This window comes from Paracoccus sp. S4493 (assembly GCF_000967735.1).
GTDB lineage: Bacteria > Pseudomonadota > Alphaproteobacteria > Rhodobacterales > Rhodobacteraceae > Paracoccus > Paracoccus marcusii.
In genome coordinates this window covers 22,608-42,283 of sequence record NZ_JXYF01000045.1, presented here as the reverse complement: position 1 = coordinate 42,283, position 19,676 = coordinate 22,608, and the positions used below count along the sequence as shown (strand labels likewise).

Below are 19,676 nucleotides of genomic sequence, written 5' to 3'. Positions count from 1 at the left end.
CCGTCTGCGCCATGCGCAGGTTCTCCTGCGTCAGCAGGAACAGCGCGTCCAGTTCGCGGAACCCCTCGCCTGAAAAGCGCAGGCCCAGGCCGATCTTCTTGGCCACCTCGGGGGACAGGCCCCGGTCGATGATGTCGCCGATATGTTCCAGGTTGATGACGTAATCCAGGATGTCGATGGCCTGCCGACGCTCGGCCTCGGTCGCGTCGCCGGTCAGGCGCGACAGATAGTTCTTGACCTGCTGCTGTCGCCGGTCGACCTGATCCTCGATCGCGCGGACCTCGGCCAGGGGGGCGGGATCGTGCTTGCGGAACGCCGCGCGGGTCTGGGCCAGCATCCGCTCGACGCTGTCGCCGATGTCCAGAACCTCGCGCCGGGCGCCGGTCAGGGCCAGAGGCGGCGCGTCCAGAACCTGCGCATCCAGCCAGCGCGGCGCGGTCGAGGCCGCATGCGCGTCCTGCGGCATCAGCACCGCCACCAGACGGCAGACCAGCCCGTTGAAGGGCCAGATCAGCGCCGCCAGCGCCAGGTTGAACGCCAGGTGGGCACTGACCGCCAAGGGCCCCACGGCCAGGGGCATGGCATTCAGCGCGCCCGCCGCCAATCCCGCCAGCGGCAGCGCGATCAGGCAGCCGATGGCGCGCACCGTCAGGTTACCCAGCAGCACCCGCCGCGCGGCGATGTCCAGCGTGGCCCCCGCCAGCACCGGTGCCATCGCGCCGCCCAGGTTCGCGCCCAGCACCATGACCACCGTCAGGTCGGGCGGCAGCAACAGCGACCCGATCAACAGAACCGCCGCCAGCGATGACGAACACAAAAGCGCGATCCCCGCCGCAAAGGCCAGGGCCACGGGCCAGGCCTGATCCAGCATCGGCAGGAAGGCGGCCATCTGCGGAGAGGCGCGCAGCGGCGCGGTCGCCTGGTCCAGCAACGTCAGCGACACCAGCATCAGCCCTACGCCGATCAGCGCCGTGCCCACCCCCGACGTCACCGTCGTGCCCCGGCGGCGCAGGCCGTAACCCAGCAGAACAAGGACCGGCGCGACCGCGGTGATGTCGGTCGACACGATCACCGCCGTCATCGCCGTGCCGACATTCGCGCCCAGCAGCACGATCTGCGCGCGGCGGGTGGCGATCATCTCTCGCTGGACGAAGGACGCGGTCAGCAGGGCGGTGGCCGTCGACGATTGCAGACCCAAGGTGGCGACAAGCCCCGATGCGAAGGCCCGCAGCCCCGTGCGCGTGCCCGCGCCCAGGATCAGCTTCATTCGCAGGCCGAAGGCCTCGACCATGCCGTCGCGCACCAGTCCCAGACCGAACAGCAACAGCGCCACCGCGCCTGCCAGCTGCAGGAAACCCAGAATCGATGCCATGTGCCTTTACCATCCCTTTCAGGGCTGCCCGCGCGGGCCGTCACAGATCCGACTTGAAGCCGCCCCTTGCATCCTGTGAAGGGGATAACGACGCAGCGGGCGCCGCTGTTGCACAAAGCGCACAGGATTTGGGCCGATGCCATGCCGCGCGGCAGGCGGGCACGCCATGGGGCAGGCCGGGCGCGCGCCGACAACCGCAGGGCGGCATATCCCTTTGAGGAAGCCGCGCCGCTCTGATATGGACGGGGTCACGACACAGGAAACCCGTGCGGCCATGAACAGCCTGTCCCCCGATCTTTCGTTCCGCTGGAAATCGAACGCGACGCGGACCATCGTCACGACCGTCAAGAACGAGGGGCCGTTCCTTCTGGAATGGCTGTGCTATCACCGGCTGATCGGGTTCAACCGCTTCGTCATCTATTCCAACGACTGCACCGACGGCACGCACCAGATGCTGCAGCTGCTGGACCAGGCGGGGATCGTCATCCACTTCGACAACAGCGACCTGATCGCCGGCCTGCCCGACGACCCGCAGCGCCGTGCCTATGCCCGCGCCATGGCCCTGCCCGAAGTGACGGGCAGCGACTGGATCGCGGTGCTGGACGGGGACGAGTTCTTTCACGTCAACACCGGCGACGGCACCGTGGACGCGCTGTTCGCGGCCCTGCCCGACCGCACCGACGCGGTCGCCGCGCAGTGGCGCATCTTCGGCAATGGCGGCGTGATCACGTTTAGGGACGAGCTGCAGATCCGCCAGTTCACCATGGCCTCGCCCACGGACATTCCGTTCACGCACAGCCAGTTCGCCATCAAGACCATCTTTCGACCGCTGCCGGTGCAGCACCTGGGCGTCCACCGACCGGTCTTCAAGAACTTCTACGGCCTGCCCGCGCATCCGCTGCTGATCGTGAACGGCTCGGGAGAGGACGTGACCCGCGACCTTCTGCGGCAGCGGTGGACCACCTCCCCGAAGATGGCGGGGTATGATCTGTGCCACGTCAACCACTACATGATCCGCGCCAGCGAGGTCTTCCTGATGAAGCGCTGGCGCGGCACCGCCAACAGCGCGGATGCCGACCGGATCAACTTCGACTACTATGACCAGCACAATCTGAATGTGGTCGAGGAGACCGGCATCACCGCATGGGCCGACCGCGTGGCGCAGGCGCGGGCCGAGCTGGTCGGGCTGATGCCCGCCCTGGGCGCGCTGCATGCCGAGGCGGTGGGCCGGTTCCGCCGCCAGATCGATGTCCTCTCTGCACAGCTGCTGGCCGAGGCGCCGGACCAGCACGCCCGCCTGTTCGACCCCGCGGTCCTGCAGGCCGAGACCGAACGCCGCCAGGCCGAACTGGCCGCCCGCCGTGCGCGGCAGGCGTCGATCGCGGCCGCCCCGCCCCCGCCGCCCCCGGCCAAGCTGCCCGCGCGCCCGGTGATCGCATCGGCCATCCTGCTGGCACCTCTGCCGGACGGCCCGCCGGTGCCGACCATGCCGCTGCTGTCGATGACGCCCTGGGCCACCATCCCCGAGACGCCCGAACCCGCCGCCCCCGCCGATCCACCCGCCCCCGAGGTGCCGCCGCAATGGCTGGTCGACCTGCGGCGCTCGCCCTACCGCCGGGGCTTCTACCACTCCGAGGAGGAGTTCGCGGCGCTGCACGTCGAACGCGAACGGGCGCATCTGTTCGTCAGCTTCGACAACCTGTCCCAAGTGAGCCAGGACCAGATCGACCGCGAGGCCTGGGGATACGAATTCGCGCGCAAGTCGGGCTGGTCCCAGCTGGGCATCTTCGCGTTCCGCGCCAACTGGTTCCGCAATCCGACGCTGTTCGCCTATCTGCGCCAACTGCGCGACAACGGGCTGTTCGCGCGCTATCAGACGGTGACCTTTGCGGGAACCTCGATGGGGGCCTATGCGGCCTGCGCCTTCTCCTCGGTCGCGCCGGGGGCGCAGGTGATCGCCTTTTCCCCACAGTCGACGCTGTCCCCGGCCCTGGTCCCGTGGGAGGCGCGCTTTCCCAGCGGCCGCGCCGCGGACTGGAGCGGCGATTTCGCCGATGCCGCGGCCGAGACCGCCTCCGCGCGGACGGTCTTTCTGGTCTATGACCCGACGGAACCCGCGGACGCCGCCCATGCGGACCGGTTCACCGGGGACAACATCGTGCGGCTGCGGACTCCGCGGGCAGGCCACAAGACCGCGCTGCGGCTGCGCCAGACCGACATGCTGTCCACGGTGGTCCGCGGCCTTGCGACGCGCACGATGGATGCGGCGGCGTTCCACGCCCTTTATCGCCAGTCGCGCCTTCAGCCGTGGTACCTGGACACGCTTGGCCAGCGCCTGCAGGCGCGGGGCCGGACCGCCTGGCTGCGGCGGCTGTCCGACATCGCGGCCCGCAACGGCCGGCCCGGCATGGCCAAGGCGCTGGAGACGCGCGCCGCCGCCCCCGTGCCGCACCCGTCCTGACCCACGCCGCAACCGAAAGCGCCCGCATGCCCCGCAAGACCGCCCCGCAGCCTCAACCCGTCCCGGCCGGCCCGGACATCGCGCTGCACATGCTGATGAACGACAGCGCGCCGGTCCTGCTGGACTGGGTGCTGCATCACCGTCACGCGGGCTTTCGCAGCATCACCGTCCACGGCGACGGCGCCAACGCGCAGGCCACGACGCTGGCCCAGGCCCTGGCCGCGGCAGGCCTGATCGACTTCGTGCCCACGACCCGTCCCGGCATCGCCCATGACAAGGCCCGCCAGATCCGCGCGCTGGACCTGGCGCTGGAGACGGCGCTGCGCGATCGCCACGATCACCTGCTGTGGCTGGAACCGGACGATTTCGTCATGATCGACACCGGGGCCGGCACCCTTGCCGACCTGGCCCAGGGGCTGGAACGGTTCCCCGACCTCCTGTCGCTGACCGTTCAGGTCGCGGGCGGGTCGGGTCAGAACCGCTATGCCGATCTGCCGCTGGTCGAGCGCTTTCGCCGCGGCACCGGCGGGGCGGCAGGGCGGATGACGGTGGCCACGCCCCTGCGCACGATCTTTCGCCCGCAGCTGGCCCGTGGGCTGAAGCCCGCGCGCCCCACGCTGAAGCCCAAGTTCGCCCGCGGCAAGGAGCCCGTGACCTGGTTGAACGGCGCGGCCGAGGACGTGGCCGACCGCTATTTGCAGAAGGGCTGGATGACGATGCCCGACCAGCCGGGGCTGGGCCTGGCGCATGTCATCGCCTTCATGGCCCAGGACCGCGAGACGTTCCTGCTGCGCCGCACCGGGGCGGGCAAAACGCTGCCCTTCGTCACGCCCGACCACCTGCGCATGACCATCCAGCAGTATCAGCGCCTGAACTTCACGATGGCCGATACCGGTCCTGACCAGGCGTTCGTTCAGGCCCACCGCGCGCGGCGCGCCGAGTTCCTGGCCAGCCACCCCAAGGTCGCGGCGCGCCATGCGGCGGTGGTGACCGAATTCGCAGGGCGGCTGGACCGCCTGCTGGCGCATCAGGACCCACAGGCGGCCAGGATCATCACCGCCTTCGTCGAGGGGCGCCCGATCCAGGGCCTGGCCTTCGACTGGTCCGTGCCCTTTGGCGTCGCCGCGACGCCCCCCGCCCTGTCCGAGATGGATTCGGCTTGGGCTGAACGCCTGTCCCGCCCCACCGAGGAGGATGCCCCGCCGGAGGAGGACTGGGACGACACCGATGACGACACCCAAGGCCACGACGCCGCGCCCCAACAGCCCGGCACCGCCACCCCCGACGGCGCGCCCCAGATCGCGGCGCCCGCGTGGCTCAGCGACTTGCGGCTGTCGGGACAGGCGCACGGATTCTATCATTCGATGCCCAATTATGCCTGCACCTACGTGGCGCGGTCGCGCGAACATCTGCTGGTGTCCTTCGACAACCTGGCGTCGGTGCGCGAACACCCGGTGACCCGCGAACCCTGGGGTTACAAGTTCATCCGCAAGGAGGGCTGGTCGCATATGGGCATCCTGTCCTATGTGCCCGGATGGTTCCGCGACGCCGCGCTGCACCGCTATCTGATGTCGCTGCGCGACAGCGGCTTTTTCGAACAGTTCGACCAGGTGACGCTGTTCGGGACGTCGATGGGGGGCTATGGGGCGGCGGCCTTCGCCTCGTTGGCGCCTGGATGCCGGGTGGCCGCGTTTTCGCCCCAGTCGACGCTGTCGCCGCGTCTGGCAGGATGGGACCAGCGCTATCCGACCGGCAAGCGGGCTGACTGGACCGGACCGTTCGCCGATGCCGCCGCCGAATCGCGCAGGGCGTCCCAGGTCTGGCTGTTCTATGACCCTGCGATCGACCATGACCGCCGCCACGTGCAGCGCTTTGACGGTCCGAACGTGACGCGGGTGCCGCTGCGCCATGCCGATCACAAGACGGCGCTGATGCTGCGCAACGGCCGCGTGCTCAGCGACGTGATGCGCGACATCGCGACCGGCCGGGCGACCCTGCCGCGGATGATGCAGCACTACCGCGCCTGTCGGCACCTGCCCGACTATCTGGCAGGCGTCCGCGCGCGGGCCGAACGCGGCGGCGACCCCGCCCGCGCCGCGCGCCTTGACCGCGCGATCGCGCGCCTGGCACCCTGATCAGAGACCTGCGCCGTGATCCCGTGAAGGCGGTGATGAACCGGCCGCCGGACCCTGATCGGATCCTTCTGTCGCGCATGCCGGTCCGCGGGCAAAAGATGGGCGGATGCGGCAAGCAGTGGATCTCAAAGCACCCGCCTTGCTGTCTGGCGGTTGCATGGCACACGTCTGGCAGAAGGGAGGCGGCCGCGACGATGATTTGCCCTGTGGCATGCTGATCTGCTTATCTTGGCCGGCACATCAATGACATGGCCCTGGTTCGGCGTGACATCCCTTGGAGAGGGAAAGCCCAGGGCCATGATCGTCACCGTCACGCGCCACGGGGTTGGTCTTCACCGCAGCCCGGGATCGAAAGCACCTGCCCCTGTCTGATCGGCACAGCCATGGCAGCGACAGGCCTTCCAAGAAGGGGTTCGACCACGCGGTTCGAAACTGACCCTATGTTTCACCTTGGCGGCAGAGCCGTCGATCTGCTGACCAACGTCGCACCTGAGGCTTGCCTTGCGCCCCGCCTGCCGGCTGTGGGTGACAGCCTCGGACCTGCGCAGGACCGGTCAGCCCCAGGCTTTACCGGAACGCGGTCCAGCCCTGGTGCCACCGCAGGATCGTGGTGACGCCGCAGGCCGCGGCAAAGATCCAGGCCAGCAGCGGAAAGGACGCGGGAACCAGGCACATCGCCAGGAACAGGACGATCGTCTCGAACCCCTCGGTCAGGCCGCCAAGGTAGTAGATGCCCTTGGTCGGAAAGGCCGCCGCCCGGTCGCCGCGCCGGGCGGCGATGGCGGCAAAGGCCAAAAACGACGATCCGGTCCCCACGAAGGCCGCGATCAGCACCGCCGCGGGCAGCGCGTTGGCCGCGGGATCGTGCAGCGCGAACCCCACCGGCACCAGCGCATAGAAGACGAAGTCCAGCGCGATATCCAGAAAGGCGCCGCGGTCGGTCGGGCCCTGGATGCGTGCGACCGCGCCGTCCAGCCCGTCCATGATCCGGTTCGCCGCGATCAGCACCAGCGCCGCGGTCCACCACCCCAGGGCCAGCGCGGCCACCGCCAGCAGACCCACGGCAAAGCCCACGATGCTGATGGTGTCCGCCTTGACGCCGCGGGCAGCCAGCATCTGCGCCGGGTGCCGCAGGGCCGCGCGCTGCAGCGGTTGCAGTCGGGCGTCGATCATCCGCGCCTCCATCGATGATAGCGTTCGACCAGTGCCAGCAGGCGCGGGTTCACATGGGCGCGCCGCCAGGTGCCGGCGACCGCCTTGTTGGCCTCGGCCCAGGTCGGATAGATGTGGATCGTGGCCAGAATTTTGTTCAGGCCCAGGCCGTGCTTCATGGCCAGGACGAACTCCGCGATCAGGTCACCGGCGTGATCGCCCGCGATGGTCACGCCCAGGATGCGGTCGCGCCCCGGCGGGGTCAGCACCTTGACGAAGCCGCGCGCCGCCCCGTCGGTGATGGCGCGGTCCAGGTCGGCCAGGTCATAGCGGGTGACCTCGACCGCGATGCCCCGGTCGCGGGCCTCGGTCTCGGACAGGCCGACGCGGGCGATCTGCGGATCGGTGAAGGTGGCCCAGGGGATCACGCGGTCATCGACCCTGAACCGCCTGAGGGTGCCGAACAGCGCGTTGACGCTGGCGAACCAGGCCTGGTGGGATGCGGCATGGGTGAACTGGAACGGTCCGGCCACGTCGCCCGCCGCCAGGATGTGGGGAAAGCGGGTCTGCAGGAAGGCGTTCGTGACGATGGTGCGGTCGGTCTCGATCCCCAGAAGGTCCAGTCCGAACCCCTCCAGCCGGGCGCTGCGGCCCACGGCCACGATGATCTGGTCAAAGCCGATGCGGCGGGCCGCGCCGTCCCGTTCGACCTCGATCCACCTGCCCCCGTCGATGCCGCAGCGGATCGCGCGGTGCCCGGTCAGCACCGTCACCCCGTCGGCGCGCAGGGCGTCCGCGACCAGGGCCGACACCTCGGGGTCCTCGCGCATCAACAGGCGGGGGGCCATCTCGATCTGGGTGACGTCGGACCCCAGCCGCGCAAAGGCCTGCGACAGCTCGCAGCCGATCGGCCCGCCGCCCAGCACGACCAGCCGCCGCGGCGCGTGGTCATGATCCGCCAGCCGCGACCACAGCGTCTCCGAGGTCAGCGGGTCGACCAGGTCCAGCCCCGGCAGCGGCGGCATGACGGGCCGCGCACCGGTCGCGATGATGATCGCCCGCGTGGTCAGCCGCCGCTCGGCGCCCTGCGGGTCGGTGACCGCGACCGTCCAAGGGTCGATCAGGCGGGCGTGGCCCTGCAGCACATCGACCCCCAGCCCGGCATAGCGGTCAACGCTGTCATGGGGCGCGATGTCGGCGATGATCCGGTGGATGCGGTCCATGACCGCGCGAAACGGGACCGCGGGCGGTGTGTCGGCCAGCCCGAAGCGCGCGGCATGGCGCATCTGATGCGCCAGGGTCGCGCTGCGGATCAGCGCCTTGGACGGAACGCAGCCATGGTTCAGGCAGTCGCCGCCCATCGCGCCGGCCTCGATCAGGGTCACCTTGGCCTTGGTCGCCGCGGCGATGTAGGCCGAGACCAACCCGGCCGAACCCGCGCCGATCACCACCAGATTGCGGTCGAACCGCCGGGGTCGGGTCCATCCGGCACAGACGCGACGGCGGCGAAGGATGCCCACGATGGCGCGGGCGATCCACGGAAACACGGCCAGCGCCGCGAAGGACGCCAACAGGGGCGGCGACACGATCTCGGACAGGCTGTCCAGTGCGGCCAGCTGCGTGCCCGCGTTCACATAGACCGCGGTGCCCGCCAGCATGCCAAGCTGGCTGACCCAATAGAACGTCCGGGTACGGATCGGCGTCAGGCCCATCAGCAGGTTCGTGGCAAAGAACGGCATCACTGGGATCAGCCGCAGCGAAAACAGATAGAACGCCCCGTCCCGTGCCAGCCCGGTCTCGATCCCCCTGGCACGCGCGCCCAGCCGCGCCCGCACCCAGTCCCGCAGCAGGTACCGCGCCGCCAAAAAGGCCAGCGTCGCCCCGATGGCCGACGCGAACGAGACGATCACCAGCCCCACCCAGAACCCGAACAGCGCGCCCCCGGCCAGCGTCAGCCAGACCGCGATCGGCAAGGACAGCGCGGTGATCGCGACATAGGCGGCGGCGAACAGCGCCGCGACCAGCACCGGCCGCTGCTGCTGATACTCGGCCACGGCGGCCAGATGCCCGCGCAGCGACTGCAGCGTCACGTCCTGACCGCCCAGCAGCCACGACCCGGCCAGCACAAGCACCGTGATAAGGATCAGCAGAACGGGTCTGGTCACGGCATGTCCTTCCTCACGGCCTCGGGCCACCTATCCGACAGGTCGTCAGGATGCCCGAAGTCTTACCGGACCGCCGCGACCCGCCCGGTCACGTCCCCGTGTACACGCGGCCCCGTCATCTCCGTCGGAGCCGGATGGGTCTTTTGGCCTGTCATGTCCACACCTGAAGACACGGCTGGTCAATAGCGGCTCGATCCGATGCATCTACGGAACGGTAACGCCCGGCGGAAACCGGCCTCCAATGCCCCTTGGCATGACCGATCACGCCCCTGCCCGGCCCCAACGCGCTGCGATGGTCTGCGCCAGTCCGGCAAGGTCGGGGGCCGTCACGTCAGGCTGCGGCACGCCCGGCAGCACCAGCGCCGCGTTCACGCCATGGGTCACCAGCGCGCCCTTGCCGCCCAGCGCCTGCATCCCGATCGTGTCCCAGACATGGCAGGCCACCAGGCACAGATCGGACAATGGCACCGCCAGTGCCTCGGCCACCAGTTGATAGGTCTGGGGCGCGGGCTTGAAACGGTTGGTCGGCTGGACGCTGAAGCTGGCCTCGAAATGCTGCGCCAGGCCCGAGCGGTCCAGCGCGGTCCCTCCCCCAGAGGGCGGCGAGTTGGTCAGTGTCACCAGACGGAACCCCCTGTCCCGCAGATGGACCAGCGCCGCCTCGGCATCGGGATGGGCGGGCAGCGTGCCCATCGTCCGGCGCAGCGCATCCTCATGCCCCTCGGTGATCGCCACGCCCCTGATCTCTCCGATCATGCGCAGCACCGCGACGGCCAAGGTGCCGAAATCGCTGCGCAGTCCGGTGATTGTCAGGGTCTGGGAATAGAGGATCAGCTGCGCGAACCAGTCGCGCATGACGGCCCCGTCGCCGAAGATGTCATCGAACAGCGGACACAGGTGGTCCAGGTCCAGCAATGTCTCGTTGACGTCAAAGACGAGGATGGGGCGCAGGGACATGGGGGCGATCCTGATCGGTTGACGATCATGCAGAACCATCGGTCGCGATTATCGTTCCTTGCGACTGCCCTTCGGCGAAGTTCTGGCCAATGCAGGTTGGACGCCCCTGCTGACCACCATCGCAGGCGGCAGCCGATGCAGCCTTTCCGGTGGTGAAAGGCGCGCCGTAACCCACGTTTTTTCATTGTCACCCGCATGATCCACTGCGTCTGGCTCTGACCGAACACTTGTCCACGTATGGACGGCACTGGGTGCCGCCGGGTCGGCAAAGGCGGTGCGGAACGCCATCGGACCGTCCATGGCCGGGTCTATCACCATCATTGGACGTTCGTGCCACGCCGGGCCTGGGTTGATCGAGCATCGGCCGTGCATTCGCCTCAGCACCAGAAGGGTGCTGAGACCGTCCGCCATGGCGGTCCCGGTCATCGGCCTGTGGGGCCGCCTCGCCTTTGCCAATCTGCCGCCGCGTAAGGTGTAGGACGGGCGGACGATCAGCCCGAACGTGGTCGATGTACCGCATGCACTGAACATCCGGGCGTTCAACTTGGGCGTTGCGTTGCGTTCCGGGATCGTCGGCATGGTGCAGAGGATGCGGGTCTGACCGCCGCCCCCTGTAACCGTCCAGTGACACGCCAGTCGGGTCTCCATTCCGGATCAGGTGCGATCTCCCTCCCCCGACCACCCGTCCACGCCAAGGTTTGGCAATCCCGGCACGCTCATGCCACAAGGCCCCTGCCGCAACGGGATCGGAAGGGATGCCATGTCGTCGTTCATGCAGCAGATCGCGGGACTGGACGCCGTGGCCCTGGCCCGTCGGCTGATCGGTGCGCGGCTGACCGTCCGCGGCGCCGGCGGGACCATCATCGAGACCGAGGCCTATGCCCCAGACGATCCCGCCTCGCACAGCCATCGGGGGCCGACGCCGCGCAATGCCTCGATGTTCGGGCCGGCGGGCCACGCCTATGTCTATCGATCCTACGGCATCCACCTGTGCCTGAACGTCGTGGCGACCCCCGGCGCGGCCGTGCTGATCCGCGCGCTGGACCCCGACACCGGCCTGGACCTGATGCGCGCCCGCCGCCCCGCCCCCCCGCTGTGCAGTGGGCCGGGGCGGTTGACGCAGGCGCTGGACATCCGGCCCGACGATGACGGCGCCGCCTTCGACGGTCCCGATTTCGGCATCGTCCTGGCGGCGGCGGTGCCCGATCTGCTGGTCGGGCCGCGGATCGGGATCAGCCGGGCGCAGGACCTGCCATGGCGGTTCGGCCTTGCCGGGGCGGCGGGGCTCAGCCGGCCATTCCCGCGGGCGCGCCCGGATCGCTGACGGCGGGGCTGCGGAAAAGACACTGTGCATTCCCGCCGCCCTGCAATACAGATGCGGGCCGACAAACCGTCCAATGCCGGGGATCATCGATGGATTTGCACAGCAGCGACCACCCCAGGCAGGACCACGCGGCCTATCAGGCCGGACAGCATGATTTCCAGTCCGACATCCAGCGCCTGGCCGAGAACGAGCTGGTCGGGACGATCCTGGAGACGGTGATGCTGGCCACGCGGATGCGCTTTGCCGGGGTGGCGCGCGTCACCGCCGACCGGTGGGTCGCCTGCCGCACCGTCGACGACCTAAAATTCGGGATCGCCGCGGGCGACGAGATCGAGATCGGGTCGACCTTCTGCCAGACGGTCCGCAAGACCTCCGAGATGATCATCTTCAACGAGGCGTCGTCCGACCCGGTCTATCGCGACCATCCCATCGCCGCGGCCTTCGGCATCGTCAGCTATGCCTCGGTGCCGATCTTTCGCGGCGACGGCAGCTTCTTCGGCACGCTGTGCGCCATCGACACCGAAACCAAGGACGTGAACAACGCCCGCACCGTCGCGATGCTGAAGATGTTCGCCACCATCATCGGCGGCACGCTGGACACCGCCGAACGGCTGGACGCCCAGGAACGCATGATCGAACAGGAACGCAAGCTGGTCCGCATCCAGGAGGCGTTCACCGCCATCCTGGGCCATGACCTGCGCAACCCCGTCACCGCCCTGCGGTCGGGCATCCGTATGCTCGGCAAGGAGCCGCTGACCGAACGCGGCCGCGGCCTGATCGGGCTGATGCAGTCCTCGCTGCACCGGATGGGCGAGTTGGTCGAGAACATGATGCTGCATGCCAAGGCGCGGCTTGGCGACGGGATCACTGTCGCGGCCACGCCCGACGCCCCCCTGGGCGACGCCATCGCCCAGGTCGTGGCCGAGATCCGTCTGGCCGCGCCCCAGCACCGGGTCACGACCGAGCTGGATTTCGGCGGGCCGGTCTGCTGCGATCCGTCACGCATCGCGCAGGCGGTGTCGAACCTGGTGTCGAACGCCATCAACCATGGCGACGCCGACACCCCGGTGACCGTGCGTGGCCGCCGCACCGACGGCGCCGTCGTGATCGAGGTCCAGAACGAGGGCGAGCCGATCCCTGAGGCCGCCCAACGCGCCATCTTTCAGCCGTTCCAGCGGGGCCGGACCGCCGAAAGTTCCGGGCTGGGCTTGGGCCTGCACATCGCGTCGTCCATCGCGCAGGCGCATGGCGGCACGATCGCGGTCGCCTGCGGGGACGGCACGACGACTTTCAGCCTGACCTTTCCCGTCCTGCCCGCCTGACCGCGCGCGCCATCCGAAACGGTTGCCCCCCGTCGCCCCGATCGGCCATCCTGCCCCCTGACGCAATCGCCAGTCGGGACGATCGATGACCAGACCCCAAGGACGCCACCGGCTGCCCCCCATCGCGGTGATCGCGATCGCGCAGCTGTTCGGGACATCGCTGTGGTTCAGCGCCAACAGCGCGGCAGAGGGGCTGATGCAGGCCTGGGGCGCGACCGCGGCCGATATCGGCCTGCTGACCAATGCCGTGCAGGCGGGCTTCATCGTCGGCACGCTGGTCATGGCGCTTGGCGGCCTGGCGGACCGGTTCGCCGCCAGCGCGATCTTCGTCGTCTCGGCCCTGGCGGGGGCGGCGTTCAACCTGGGTTTTGCATGGCTGGCCCAGGATGTCGCGACCGGCGCGGGGTTCCGGTTCCTGGTCGGGCTGTCGCTGGCCGGGATCTATCCCATCGGCATGAAGATGATCGTCAGCTGGGCGCCCGACCGCGCGGGGCAGTCGCTGGCCCTGCTGGTGGCGATGCTGACGCTTGGCACCGCGCTGCCGCATCTGCTGCGTTCGACCGCGGGGGCGGTGCCGTGGCAATGGGTGGTCGCGACCTCGTCGGGTCTGGCCGTCATCGGCGCCGCCATGATCCGCGCCCTGGGCGACGGCCCGCATCTGGCGCGCCCCGCCCATCGCGGCGGCGCCGGCGCCCTGCGGGCCTTTGCCATCCCCCGGTTCCGTGCCGCCGCCTTCGGCTATTTCGGCCACATGTGGGAGCTTTATGCCTTCTGGACCATCACCCCCCTGCTGGTGGCCGCCACCGGTCTGGCGGACGCCTATCCGGGGCTTGGCGTGTCGGGCCTGTCCTTCCTGATCATCGGTGCCGGGGCCGCGGGGTGCCTGGCGGGCGGCAGCCTGGCCCGTGTCCTGGGCAGCGCGCCGACAGCCCTTGCGGCGCTGATCCTGTCGGGGGCCAGCGCCCTTTGCGTGGTTACGCTCTGGCCGGTGCTGCCGCCGGGCTGGCTTCTGGTCCTGCTGGTGGTCTGGGGCGCCACCGTCGTCGCGGATTCGCCGCAATTCTCGGCCCTCTCCGCGCGCGCCTGTCCGCAGGATGCGGTAGGGGCCTCGCTGGCCATCCAGAACGCCATCGGCTTTGCCATCACGGTCGCATCGATCGCGCTGACGACGGCGCTGTTCCAGCGCATCGGCCCCGCGGCCGTCTGGCTGCTGATCCCCGGGCCCGTCGCGGGTGTCCTAGGCTTCCTGATCGCCACGCGACCCCGGCGCTGAGCCCGGTCACCCCGGCAGGGCAAAGCGGTCGATGCGAAAGCCGTCATGCACCGTGCTGTCCGATGGTCCCAGGACAGCCTGCAGAATGGCCACGGCCCTTGGTCCGTCCAGCGCCTCGTCGGTCGGGCCGGTCCAATTGACGGCGATCACCGGGCCCGTCGCCCGGGCCCGCAGCCAGCCGCCAAGACCGGTGATCTCCTGGGGGGTCAGGAAATACAGCACCTCGGACAGCAGGACCAGATCGGGGCGCAGGTCCGGCAGGTCCTGGGGCGCGCAGCCCTGCAGGACGGTGACCTGCGGCAGGGGGTCCAGCACCTGCCGTGCCGACCGGATCGCGGCGGGGATGCAGTCCATCACCGTCAGGCGGTCGCACCGGTCGGCCAGCCGCCGCGCCAGCGTGCCGTTGCCGCACCCGATCTCCAGCGCGGCCCTGAACGGGCCGTGCCCGATGGCGTCAAGCGTGGCGGCGTACTTGCCGGCCTCATAGGGGCTGGTGCGGTGATCCCAGGGATCGTCGCTGGCGGCATAGAGGCGGGCCAGATGGTCCAGCGTTTCCCTATGGGGCAATGACGATCTCCGGATGGGTCAGGAAATGGGCCTGATGAGTGTCGGTCATGACGAACCCCGTCGGGTCGTCGTCGATCAGCCCGGTCATCTGCGACCTGTGACAGGCCAGCGCGCGCCGCTTGGCCGCCACCGCCGCATCCGAAGCCGCGATCAGCCGGACCTCCGCCGCGCGGTCGGTGAACCGCCCCCAGACCGGATAGAAGGCCAGCGCGAGATCCGCCCGCTTGGCGGTAAGGCGCATGGCAAGACGCGCGACCTGCTGATGATCGACATGCGGGTCGTGTTCCCAGGTCGCAAGCACCAGCGCGTCGGACGCGATCAGCGCCGACACCCGTTCCGCCGCCTGCGCGTCGTCGGGGGCGGCACAGTCGGGATAGCCAAGACATGTGACCCGCGCCGCGGGCGCCAGGATCGCGCAGGCGGCGCGCAGTTCCGCCGCACGCGTCGCGGCCAGCACCGGGGCGGGCCAGCGCCGCGATCCGGGATGCGAGCGCGTGCCGTCGGTCACGCAGATGACGTGACACGGGGCGCCCTGCGCGGCCGCATCGAACAGCAGCGCGCCGCAGCCCAGCGTCTCGTCATCGGGATGCGGGGCCAGGATGACCAGTGGGCGGCCCTGCACCAGCGAAGCGGGCGTCAGCGACGGGGCAGATGCCGCATGGTCCAGAAAGCCGCTCATCCGATCCACCGCCGGTGCAGGTCGGGGTCGGCCAGGATCCGGTCCACCGATGACAGGGCCAGGGCATCCGGGCCAGCCTGCCGCAGGTACAGGCCCAGATCCCGCCGGATGCGGTCGGCCGGATGCGCCGTGGCGAATGACGCGGCCCCCAGCGCCTGGTCCATGTTGGCCAGCAGGGCCACGGCCTCGTCTGTCGTGCGCAGGCGGGCCAAGATCGCGGCCTGGGCATCGGCTGCGGTCGCGGCGGGACGCTCGATCCGGCAGGCGGCCTGGGCCAGCCACAGTCGGGCCGTCTCGCAGGCCGTGATCATGCGGTGCAGGCGCATCGCCTGAAGGGGGGCATCCTGCTGGCCGCGGGCGCGCAGCTGATCGGCGGTCAGGGCCGTCAGCCTGCGCATCGCCCCCAGTTGGACCGCGGCATAGCGCCAGACGCCGCCGTGGAAATGCGGCTCGGTCAAATAGGCGTCGGGCGCGCCCAGGGTCACGGCCTCCGCCACGGCCAGCCCGTCCAGGTCGCAGCGACCCGATGCGGTGGCCTTCATCCCCGACATGTCCCATTCGCCGGGAAACAGCCGCCCGTCCAGCTGGTCGCGCGCGAACATCAGCAGGTGCAGCCCGGCATCCGACCGCACGGTGACGATCATGTGGTCCAGCACGTCCGCACCGCTGGCGAACAGCTTCTGCCCGCGGATGACCGAACCCTCGATCCGCGCGGGGTCAGGACCGTCGGCGCCCCAGATGCCGTAAAGCGCCCCCTGCGCCACGGGCGCGGTCGGACCGTCATGCAGCATCAGCAGCTTGACGGCGTTCACATGCCCCTCGAACAGCCGCCCGGCGGACAGGTTCGCGCCGCCCACCCGCTGCAGCGCGTCAAGCAATACCAGCGGATCACGCGGGTGATGGGCCAAGGTCAGACATTCCGCCAACAGCCCGCTGTCACGCAATGCGGCGGCCAAGGCAGGGCCCGACGGGCCGTCGGGCCCGTCGGGCAGGGCATCGGCGATCATCCGTTCGGCACGGTCGATGGCGTCGGTCATCCGACCACCATCGCGGCGTGCCGGTCGGACCACCGGGCAAAGTCCGGATCGACGGTCCCATCGACCAGCGCCGCCAGATCCGCCAGCCGCGCCTCCAGGTCCGAGGCGCGCAGCGTCGGGCCGGCCGGAACGCTGCGGTCGGGATAGGCGCGGATGGACCCTGACATCGCCTCGTCCCACATCGCGCGCAGCGCGTCGGGCAGGATCATGGCCTGATCGGCCAGCGGATCGGCATCCTGCATCCGATGGCGCAGGCAGGCAGCCATGCCGCCATCGGCGCGGCCCTGCAGTCGCCCGGACACGCGCGCCGTCATATCGCAGGAATAGCGGACGGCCAGCCCATGCGCCTCGGCCCGAAAGACCAGGGCGCGATCCTCTCCGAAATCCAGCGCCGGCAGGCCGCCGATGGCCCGGTACAGATCCGCGCGGATCGCCATCGACGCGCCGGATTCCATGTAATGCGGGGTCTGCGACTGCGCGGACTGGCGCCCCGCCACCTGGTCCAGCCGGTGGCGGACCCTGCGCAGCAGCGCGCTGTAGGCCTCCTCGGCCCGGGTGATGCGCGCGCCCGAAGGGGTGGCCAGAACATGCGGGACGTCGGCACTGATCGATCCGCAGACCAGATCGGCCCCGTCACCCATCGCGTCCAGCGCGGCCCGGATCCAGCCCTGCGCCGGGATCGCGTCGGCATCCGTCGTCATCAGCAGCCCGCCGGTCCTGGCGGCCAGGTCCATCGCCACCCGCCGCGCGCGCCCGGCACTGGCGGTCGATACCGGAAAGGTGACGGAATGCACCGACACCGCCAACGAAGGGCTGCGGAAGGACCGGGCGATCCGTTCGCTGGCATCCGTGCAGTTGTTGGCCAGCACCAGGGCCGTGACGGGCAGATCACAGGCTTGGGCGGCCCCGGCCAGCGCCTCCAGCAGCCGGTGCAACCGCTTGGCCTCATCGCGCACAGGGATGGCGACAGTGACGTGGTGCAGTGTGGGACGGGTATCGTGCCAAGGGGTCATGAGCATCCGTATCGTGCAGGAAGGTCCGGCCGGGGCGGTCGACCGGCGACGGATGCATGACCGGATTGTCCTGCGCATCCGCCTGCAAAACGGACGCATGACAGGGCAGTTCCTGAACCTGCGCCTGATAAAGATCAGGCTTCATGGCATCGGTTCCCTGAAATCGGCGTGATTTCAGCAGGCTATGGACAAGTGCAGGACGGCGACTTTCTTCAGGCGCAGTGTCCCGCCTTCGTTCCATCAGCCGGTGATGGCCTCTCCACCTGTCCAGGCGTCTTCGGCCGCTGTCCTGACCGACCGCAACGGGTGGGACAGGCGAGGACCGACAGGTCTTACCTCAAGCCCCGGTCCATAGCCCCATGCCGCGGCACGCTCTGCCTGCGACGGGGTCATCTGCGGCGCCGATCCGTAGTCCAGATTGCCGTCCCGGACCGTCGCGCCCATCCGGGACGGGGAAAGCGACATGAAGGCGTGAACGGTGTTCACCACCGCCGCGGGCGATGCCACTAAGTCCTCGTACCGGATGACCATGGCCGCGTGCAGGTGGGACAGGTCCTGCTGCATCTGAGAGTGCGCGTCCAGCCAATGGTCGATCAGATGATGGGCTGGTCCATCGACCCATTTCGCGACCGCCGCCGCCACGGCCTCGGGGTGGCGGATGATCAGCAGGAATTGCGACAGCGGGAACAACTGTTGGTACAACCGTGTCCGCGTCAGGTTCACCGGCGACTTCTCGACCCGCCACGGACGATCGCCGTCGAACCATGGGTTCCAGTCGTATTCCAGGCGCAGGCGGGTCTCCAGCCGGTCCAGCGTGTGGCCCTCGGTCAGGTGCTGACGCGGATCGGTCGCGAAATGCATCGGTCGGCCGTGCTGCGCGGTATGGGGGATGGCGCCCTGCAGATAGCACCCCTCGTTCTCGGGCACCGGCGCATCGCTAATTGCAGCCACCGCGTCATGCGCCGCCACCAGCCGCGTCAGAAGCGATGTCCCGGACCGGTGCAGGCCACCGATGAACAGATAGCGGTGAAGCTGCATCAGAATGCCGTTCCCCTGTCGAAATATCGCTTGATCATCTTCAGGCCGAGGTCGTTGAAAGACCCGCGGAGGGCATGCCGGCCCGCAGGTCTTTCGGGATTGCGATGGGTCAGGCCCGGGGGGCGACCTCGCCCTCTTCCTCGCCGTCCCAGTAATGAATGCGCACGGCGGCGACCTTGATCAGCGCCATGCCCGGCGTATCGATGCCGTCCGGAAACCACCGTTCCAGATCGCTCGTCCAATGGTCGGCGAACGTGGCCTTGTCGCGGATGATGCCGGCCTCGCCCTCGACGGCCACGAACAGCGGCGGCGCGCCCAGAATGCCTGCGCGCCCCTGGAACGACAGGGCGACATGGGGGTCGCGTTCGATGTCGGACACGGTACGCGTGTCGTCATAGGTGAAGTAATAGCTGTCGCCATCCCATTCGACATCGGAATTGTTGCTCATGGGCCGGGTTGCAAGCTGACCACCCTCGGTCCGGGTGGTCAGCATGGCAAAGTCGATCTTTCCCATCGCCTTTGCCAGATCGCCTATGGTTCTGTCCGACATGTGAACTCCTGACTGCCGTATCGGCTTCTGGCACATGAACGCGCGGCCGTGGTCATTCGATCCATGCCCCGTGCATCGCGGTGATCCTTCGCGCGATCACCGGCATTCACATGACCGGCAGGGTGCGGCAACCCACGCGCCGGTCGGAGGTTGTCCTTTGCTCCGTTGTCGGAGCCAGCATCAGGAGCATGACGATGACCCCAACCTTTCCAGGGATTGCCTTGGCGACCGCGCTGACACTCGCCTTGGTCGCACCCGTCGCGGCCGATCCGGGCCGCGGGCGCCATCACGACAACGACCGCAACCACGCCCATCAGGGGTGCCCGCCGGGCCTTGCCAAGAAATCGCCGTCCTGCGTTCCGCCGGGTCAGGCAAAGCGCGATGACATCCGCTATGGTCGCGGCGTCGGCGACAGGCTGCGCGTCGAGGACTATGTCCTGGTCCGCGACCTGAACCGTTACAATGTCGAACGCCGAGAGGGTTGGCGCTATTACCGCAGCGACGATCAGTTGTACCGGGTCGATGCCGAGACGCGTCAGATTCTGGCCGTGATCAACCTGGCCCGCGCGCTTTTCAACTGAAGATTGCATTTTATGCATTTGTGAACGGTCCGGTTCGGAACCGCCGATCG

At 69.2% G+C, this 19,676-nt stretch carries 17 protein-coding genes; 7 read left to right on the top strand and 10 right to left on the bottom strand.

Translation table 11 applies throughout. The annotated features are described in order from the left end of the window. A partial coding sequence (locus tag TW83_RS08775) for a Na/Pi cotransporter family protein (RefSeq protein ID WP_045982381.1) occupies nt 1–1,372 on the bottom strand: 1,372 nt, incomplete at its 3' end. 274 nt (nt 1,373–1,646) lie between these two features. Here TW83_RS08775 and TW83_RS19320 point away from each other — a divergent pair. Continuing rightward, nucleotides 1,647–3,833 (top strand): glycosyltransferase family 2 protein, encoded by a 2,187-nt coding sequence (locus tag TW83_RS19320; protein ID WP_052714776.1) that lies wholly within the window; start codon nt 1,647–1,649, stop codon nt 3,831–3,833. A 26-nt stretch (nt 3,834–3,859) separates the two neighbouring features. Next, nucleotides 3,860–5,968 (top strand): glycosyltransferase family 2 protein, encoded by a 2,109-nt coding sequence (locus TW83_RS19315; protein WP_052714774.1) that lies wholly within the window; start codon nt 3,860–3,862, stop codon nt 5,966–5,968. A gap of 567 nt (nt 5,969–6,535) precedes the next feature. Here the strand turns inward: TW83_RS19315 and TW83_RS08760 are convergent. From TW83_RS08760 to TW83_RS08750, 3 genes are all read right to left on the bottom strand, one after another. Further along, a complete protein-coding gene (locus TW83_RS08760; RefSeq protein ID WP_045982392.1) occupies nt 6,536–7,141 on the bottom strand; it encodes a CDP-alcohol phosphatidyltransferase family protein in 606 nt (201 codons plus the stop codon). After that, nucleotides 7,138–9,285 carry a bifunctional TVP38/TMEM64 family protein/FAD-dependent oxidoreductase gene (locus tag TW83_RS08755; RefSeq protein WP_045982380.1) on the bottom strand — a complete coding sequence of 716 codons (2,148 nt, stop codon included), beginning with the start codon at nt 9,283–9,285 and terminating at the stop codon, nt 7,138–7,140. Before TW83_RS08755 ends, TW83_RS08760 begins: the two co-directional genes overlap by 4 nt. A gap of 261 nt (nt 9,286–9,546) precedes the next feature. Further along, on the bottom strand, nt 9,547–10,242 hold the full coding sequence (locus tag TW83_RS08750) for a haloacid dehalogenase type II (protein WP_045982391.1): 696 nt from the start codon (nt 10,240–10,242) through the stop codon (nt 9,547–9,549). Between the two features lie 760 nt (nt 10,243–11,002). On the opposite strand from TW83_RS08750, the gene TW83_RS08745 reads away from it, so the two are divergent. The 3 genes from TW83_RS08745 (at nt 11,003) to TW83_RS08735 (ending at nt 14,161) form a co-directional block, all read left to right on the top strand. Continuing rightward, the gene (locus tag TW83_RS08745; protein WP_239441310.1) at nt 11,003–11,566 is read left to right on the top strand and encodes a DNA-3-methyladenine glycosylase; all 564 of its coding nucleotides are present in this window, start codon (nt 11,003–11,005) and stop codon (nt 11,564–11,566) included. An 89-nt stretch (nt 11,567–11,655) separates the two neighbouring features. Beyond that, nucleotides 11,656–12,888 carry a GAF domain-containing sensor histidine kinase gene (locus TW83_RS08740; protein ID WP_045982379.1) on the top strand — a complete coding sequence of 411 codons (1,233 nt, stop codon included), beginning with the start codon at nt 11,656–11,658 and terminating at the stop codon, nt 12,886–12,888. Between the two features lie 85 nt (nt 12,889–12,973). Then, complete coding sequence (locus TW83_RS08735; RefSeq protein WP_045982378.1) at nt 12,974–14,161, top strand: MFS transporter; 1,188 nt, start codon at nt 12,974–12,976, stop codon at nt 14,159–14,161. Between the two features lie 6 nt (nt 14,162–14,167). Here the strand turns inward: TW83_RS08735 and TW83_RS08730 are convergent, their stop codons facing one another. From TW83_RS08730 to TW83_RS08715, 4 genes are read right to left on the bottom strand one after another with little or no spacing between them, the layout of a single operon-like run. Next, on the bottom strand, nt 14,168–14,728 hold the full coding sequence (locus TW83_RS08730; RefSeq protein ID WP_052714772.1) for an SAM-dependent methyltransferase: 561 nt from the start codon (nt 14,726–14,728) through the stop codon (nt 14,168–14,170). Continuing rightward, the gene (locus TW83_RS08725; protein ID WP_045982377.1) at nt 14,718–15,407 is read right to left on the bottom strand and encodes a PIG-L deacetylase family protein; all 690 of its coding nucleotides are present in this window, start codon (nt 15,405–15,407) and stop codon (nt 14,718–14,720) included. The genes TW83_RS08730 and TW83_RS08725 overlap by 11 nt, the downstream gene beginning before the upstream one ends. Next, complete coding sequence (locus TW83_RS08720) at nt 15,404–16,444, bottom strand: acyl-CoA dehydrogenase family protein (RefSeq protein ID WP_052714770.1); 1,041 nt, start codon at nt 16,442–16,444, stop codon at nt 15,404–15,406. Before TW83_RS08720 ends, TW83_RS08725 begins: the two co-directional genes overlap by 4 nt. Continuing rightward, nucleotides 16,441–17,457, bottom strand: a complete 1,017-nt coding sequence (locus TW83_RS08715; protein WP_045982376.1) for a glycosyltransferase — start codon at nt 17,455–17,457, stop codon at nt 16,441–16,443. The genes TW83_RS08720 and TW83_RS08715 overlap by 4 nt, the downstream gene beginning before the upstream one ends. Here TW83_RS08715 and TW83_RS21100 point away from each other — a divergent pair. Beyond that, on the top strand, nt 17,456–17,629 hold the full coding sequence (locus TW83_RS21100; protein WP_162198033.1) for a hypothetical protein: 174 nt from the start codon (nt 17,456–17,458) through the stop codon (nt 17,627–17,629). The genes TW83_RS08715 and TW83_RS21100 overlap by 2 nt on opposite strands. Nucleotides 17,630–17,697: 68 nt before the next feature. Here the strand turns inward: TW83_RS21100 and TW83_RS08710 are convergent, their stop codons facing one another. Together TW83_RS08710 and TW83_RS08705 are read right to left on the bottom strand one after the other, a co-directional pair. Continuing rightward, nucleotides 17,698–18,495, bottom strand: coding sequence for a sulfotransferase (locus TW83_RS08710; protein WP_045982375.1), 798 nt, complete (start codon nt 18,493–18,495; stop codon nt 17,698–17,700). A gap of 109 nt (nt 18,496–18,604) precedes the next feature. Continuing rightward, complete coding sequence (locus TW83_RS08705) at nt 18,605–19,045, bottom strand: pyridoxamine 5'-phosphate oxidase family protein (RefSeq protein ID WP_045982374.1); 441 nt, start codon at nt 19,043–19,045, stop codon at nt 18,605–18,607. Between the two features lie 194 nt (nt 19,046–19,239). On the opposite strand from TW83_RS08705, the gene TW83_RS08700 reads away from it, so the two are divergent. Next, nucleotides 19,240–19,626 carry a hypothetical protein gene (locus tag TW83_RS08700; protein ID WP_157001455.1) on the top strand — a complete coding sequence of 129 codons (387 nt, stop codon included), beginning with the start codon at nt 19,240–19,242 and terminating at the stop codon, nt 19,624–19,626. Nucleotides 19,627–19,676: the final 50 nt, after the last annotated feature.

Excerpts from the sequence above, each read along its gene's own strand:
- TW83_RS19320 (WP_052714776.1), top strand. The coding sequence starts at position 1,647 with ATGAACAGCCTGTCCCCCGATCTTTCGTTCCGCTGGAAATCGAACGCG.
- TW83_RS19315 (WP_052714774.1), top strand. The coding sequence starts at position 3,860 with ATGCCCCGCAAGACCGCCCCGCAGCCTCAACCCGTCCCGGCCGGCCCG.
- TW83_RS08760 (WP_045982392.1), bottom strand. The coding sequence starts at position 7,141 with ATGATCGACGCCCGACTGCAACCGCTGCAGCGCGCGGCCCTGCGGCAC.
- TW83_RS08750 (WP_045982391.1), bottom strand. The coding sequence starts at position 10,242 with ATGTCCCTGCGCCCCATCCTCGTCTTTGACGTCAACGAGACATTGCTG.
- TW83_RS08745 (WP_239441310.1), top strand. The coding sequence starts at position 11,003 with ATGTCGTCGTTCATGCAGCAGATCGCGGGACTGGACGCCGTGGCCCTG.
- TW83_RS08740 (WP_045982379.1), top strand. The coding sequence starts at position 11,656 with ATGGATTTGCACAGCAGCGACCACCCCAGGCAGGACCACGCGGCCTAT.
- TW83_RS08735 (WP_045982378.1), top strand. The coding sequence starts at position 12,974 with ATGACCAGACCCCAAGGACGCCACCGGCTGCCCCCCATCGCGGTGATC.
- TW83_RS08725 (WP_045982377.1), bottom strand. The coding sequence starts at position 15,407 with ATGAGCGGCTTTCTGGACCATGCGGCATCTGCCCCGTCGCTGACGCCC.
- TW83_RS08720 (WP_052714770.1), bottom strand. The coding sequence starts at position 16,444 with ATGACCGACGCCATCGACCGTGCCGAACGGATGATCGCCGATGCCCTG.
- TW83_RS21100 (WP_162198033.1), top strand. The coding sequence starts at position 17,456 with ATGAGCATCCGTATCGTGCAGGAAGGTCCGGCCGGGGCGGTCGACCGG.
- TW83_RS08715 (WP_045982376.1), bottom strand. The coding sequence starts at position 17,457 with ATGACCCCTTGGCACGATACCCGTCCCACACTGCACCACGTCACTGTC.
- TW83_RS08710 (WP_045982375.1), bottom strand. The coding sequence starts at position 18,495 with ATGCAGCTTCACCGCTATCTGTTCATCGGTGGCCTGCACCGGTCCGGG.
- TW83_RS08705 (WP_045982374.1), bottom strand. The coding sequence starts at position 19,045 with ATGTCGGACAGAACCATAGGCGATCTGGCAAAGGCGATGGGAAAGATC.
- TW83_RS08700 (WP_157001455.1), top strand. The coding sequence starts at position 19,240 with ATGACCCCAACCTTTCCAGGGATTGCCTTGGCGACCGCGCTGACACTC.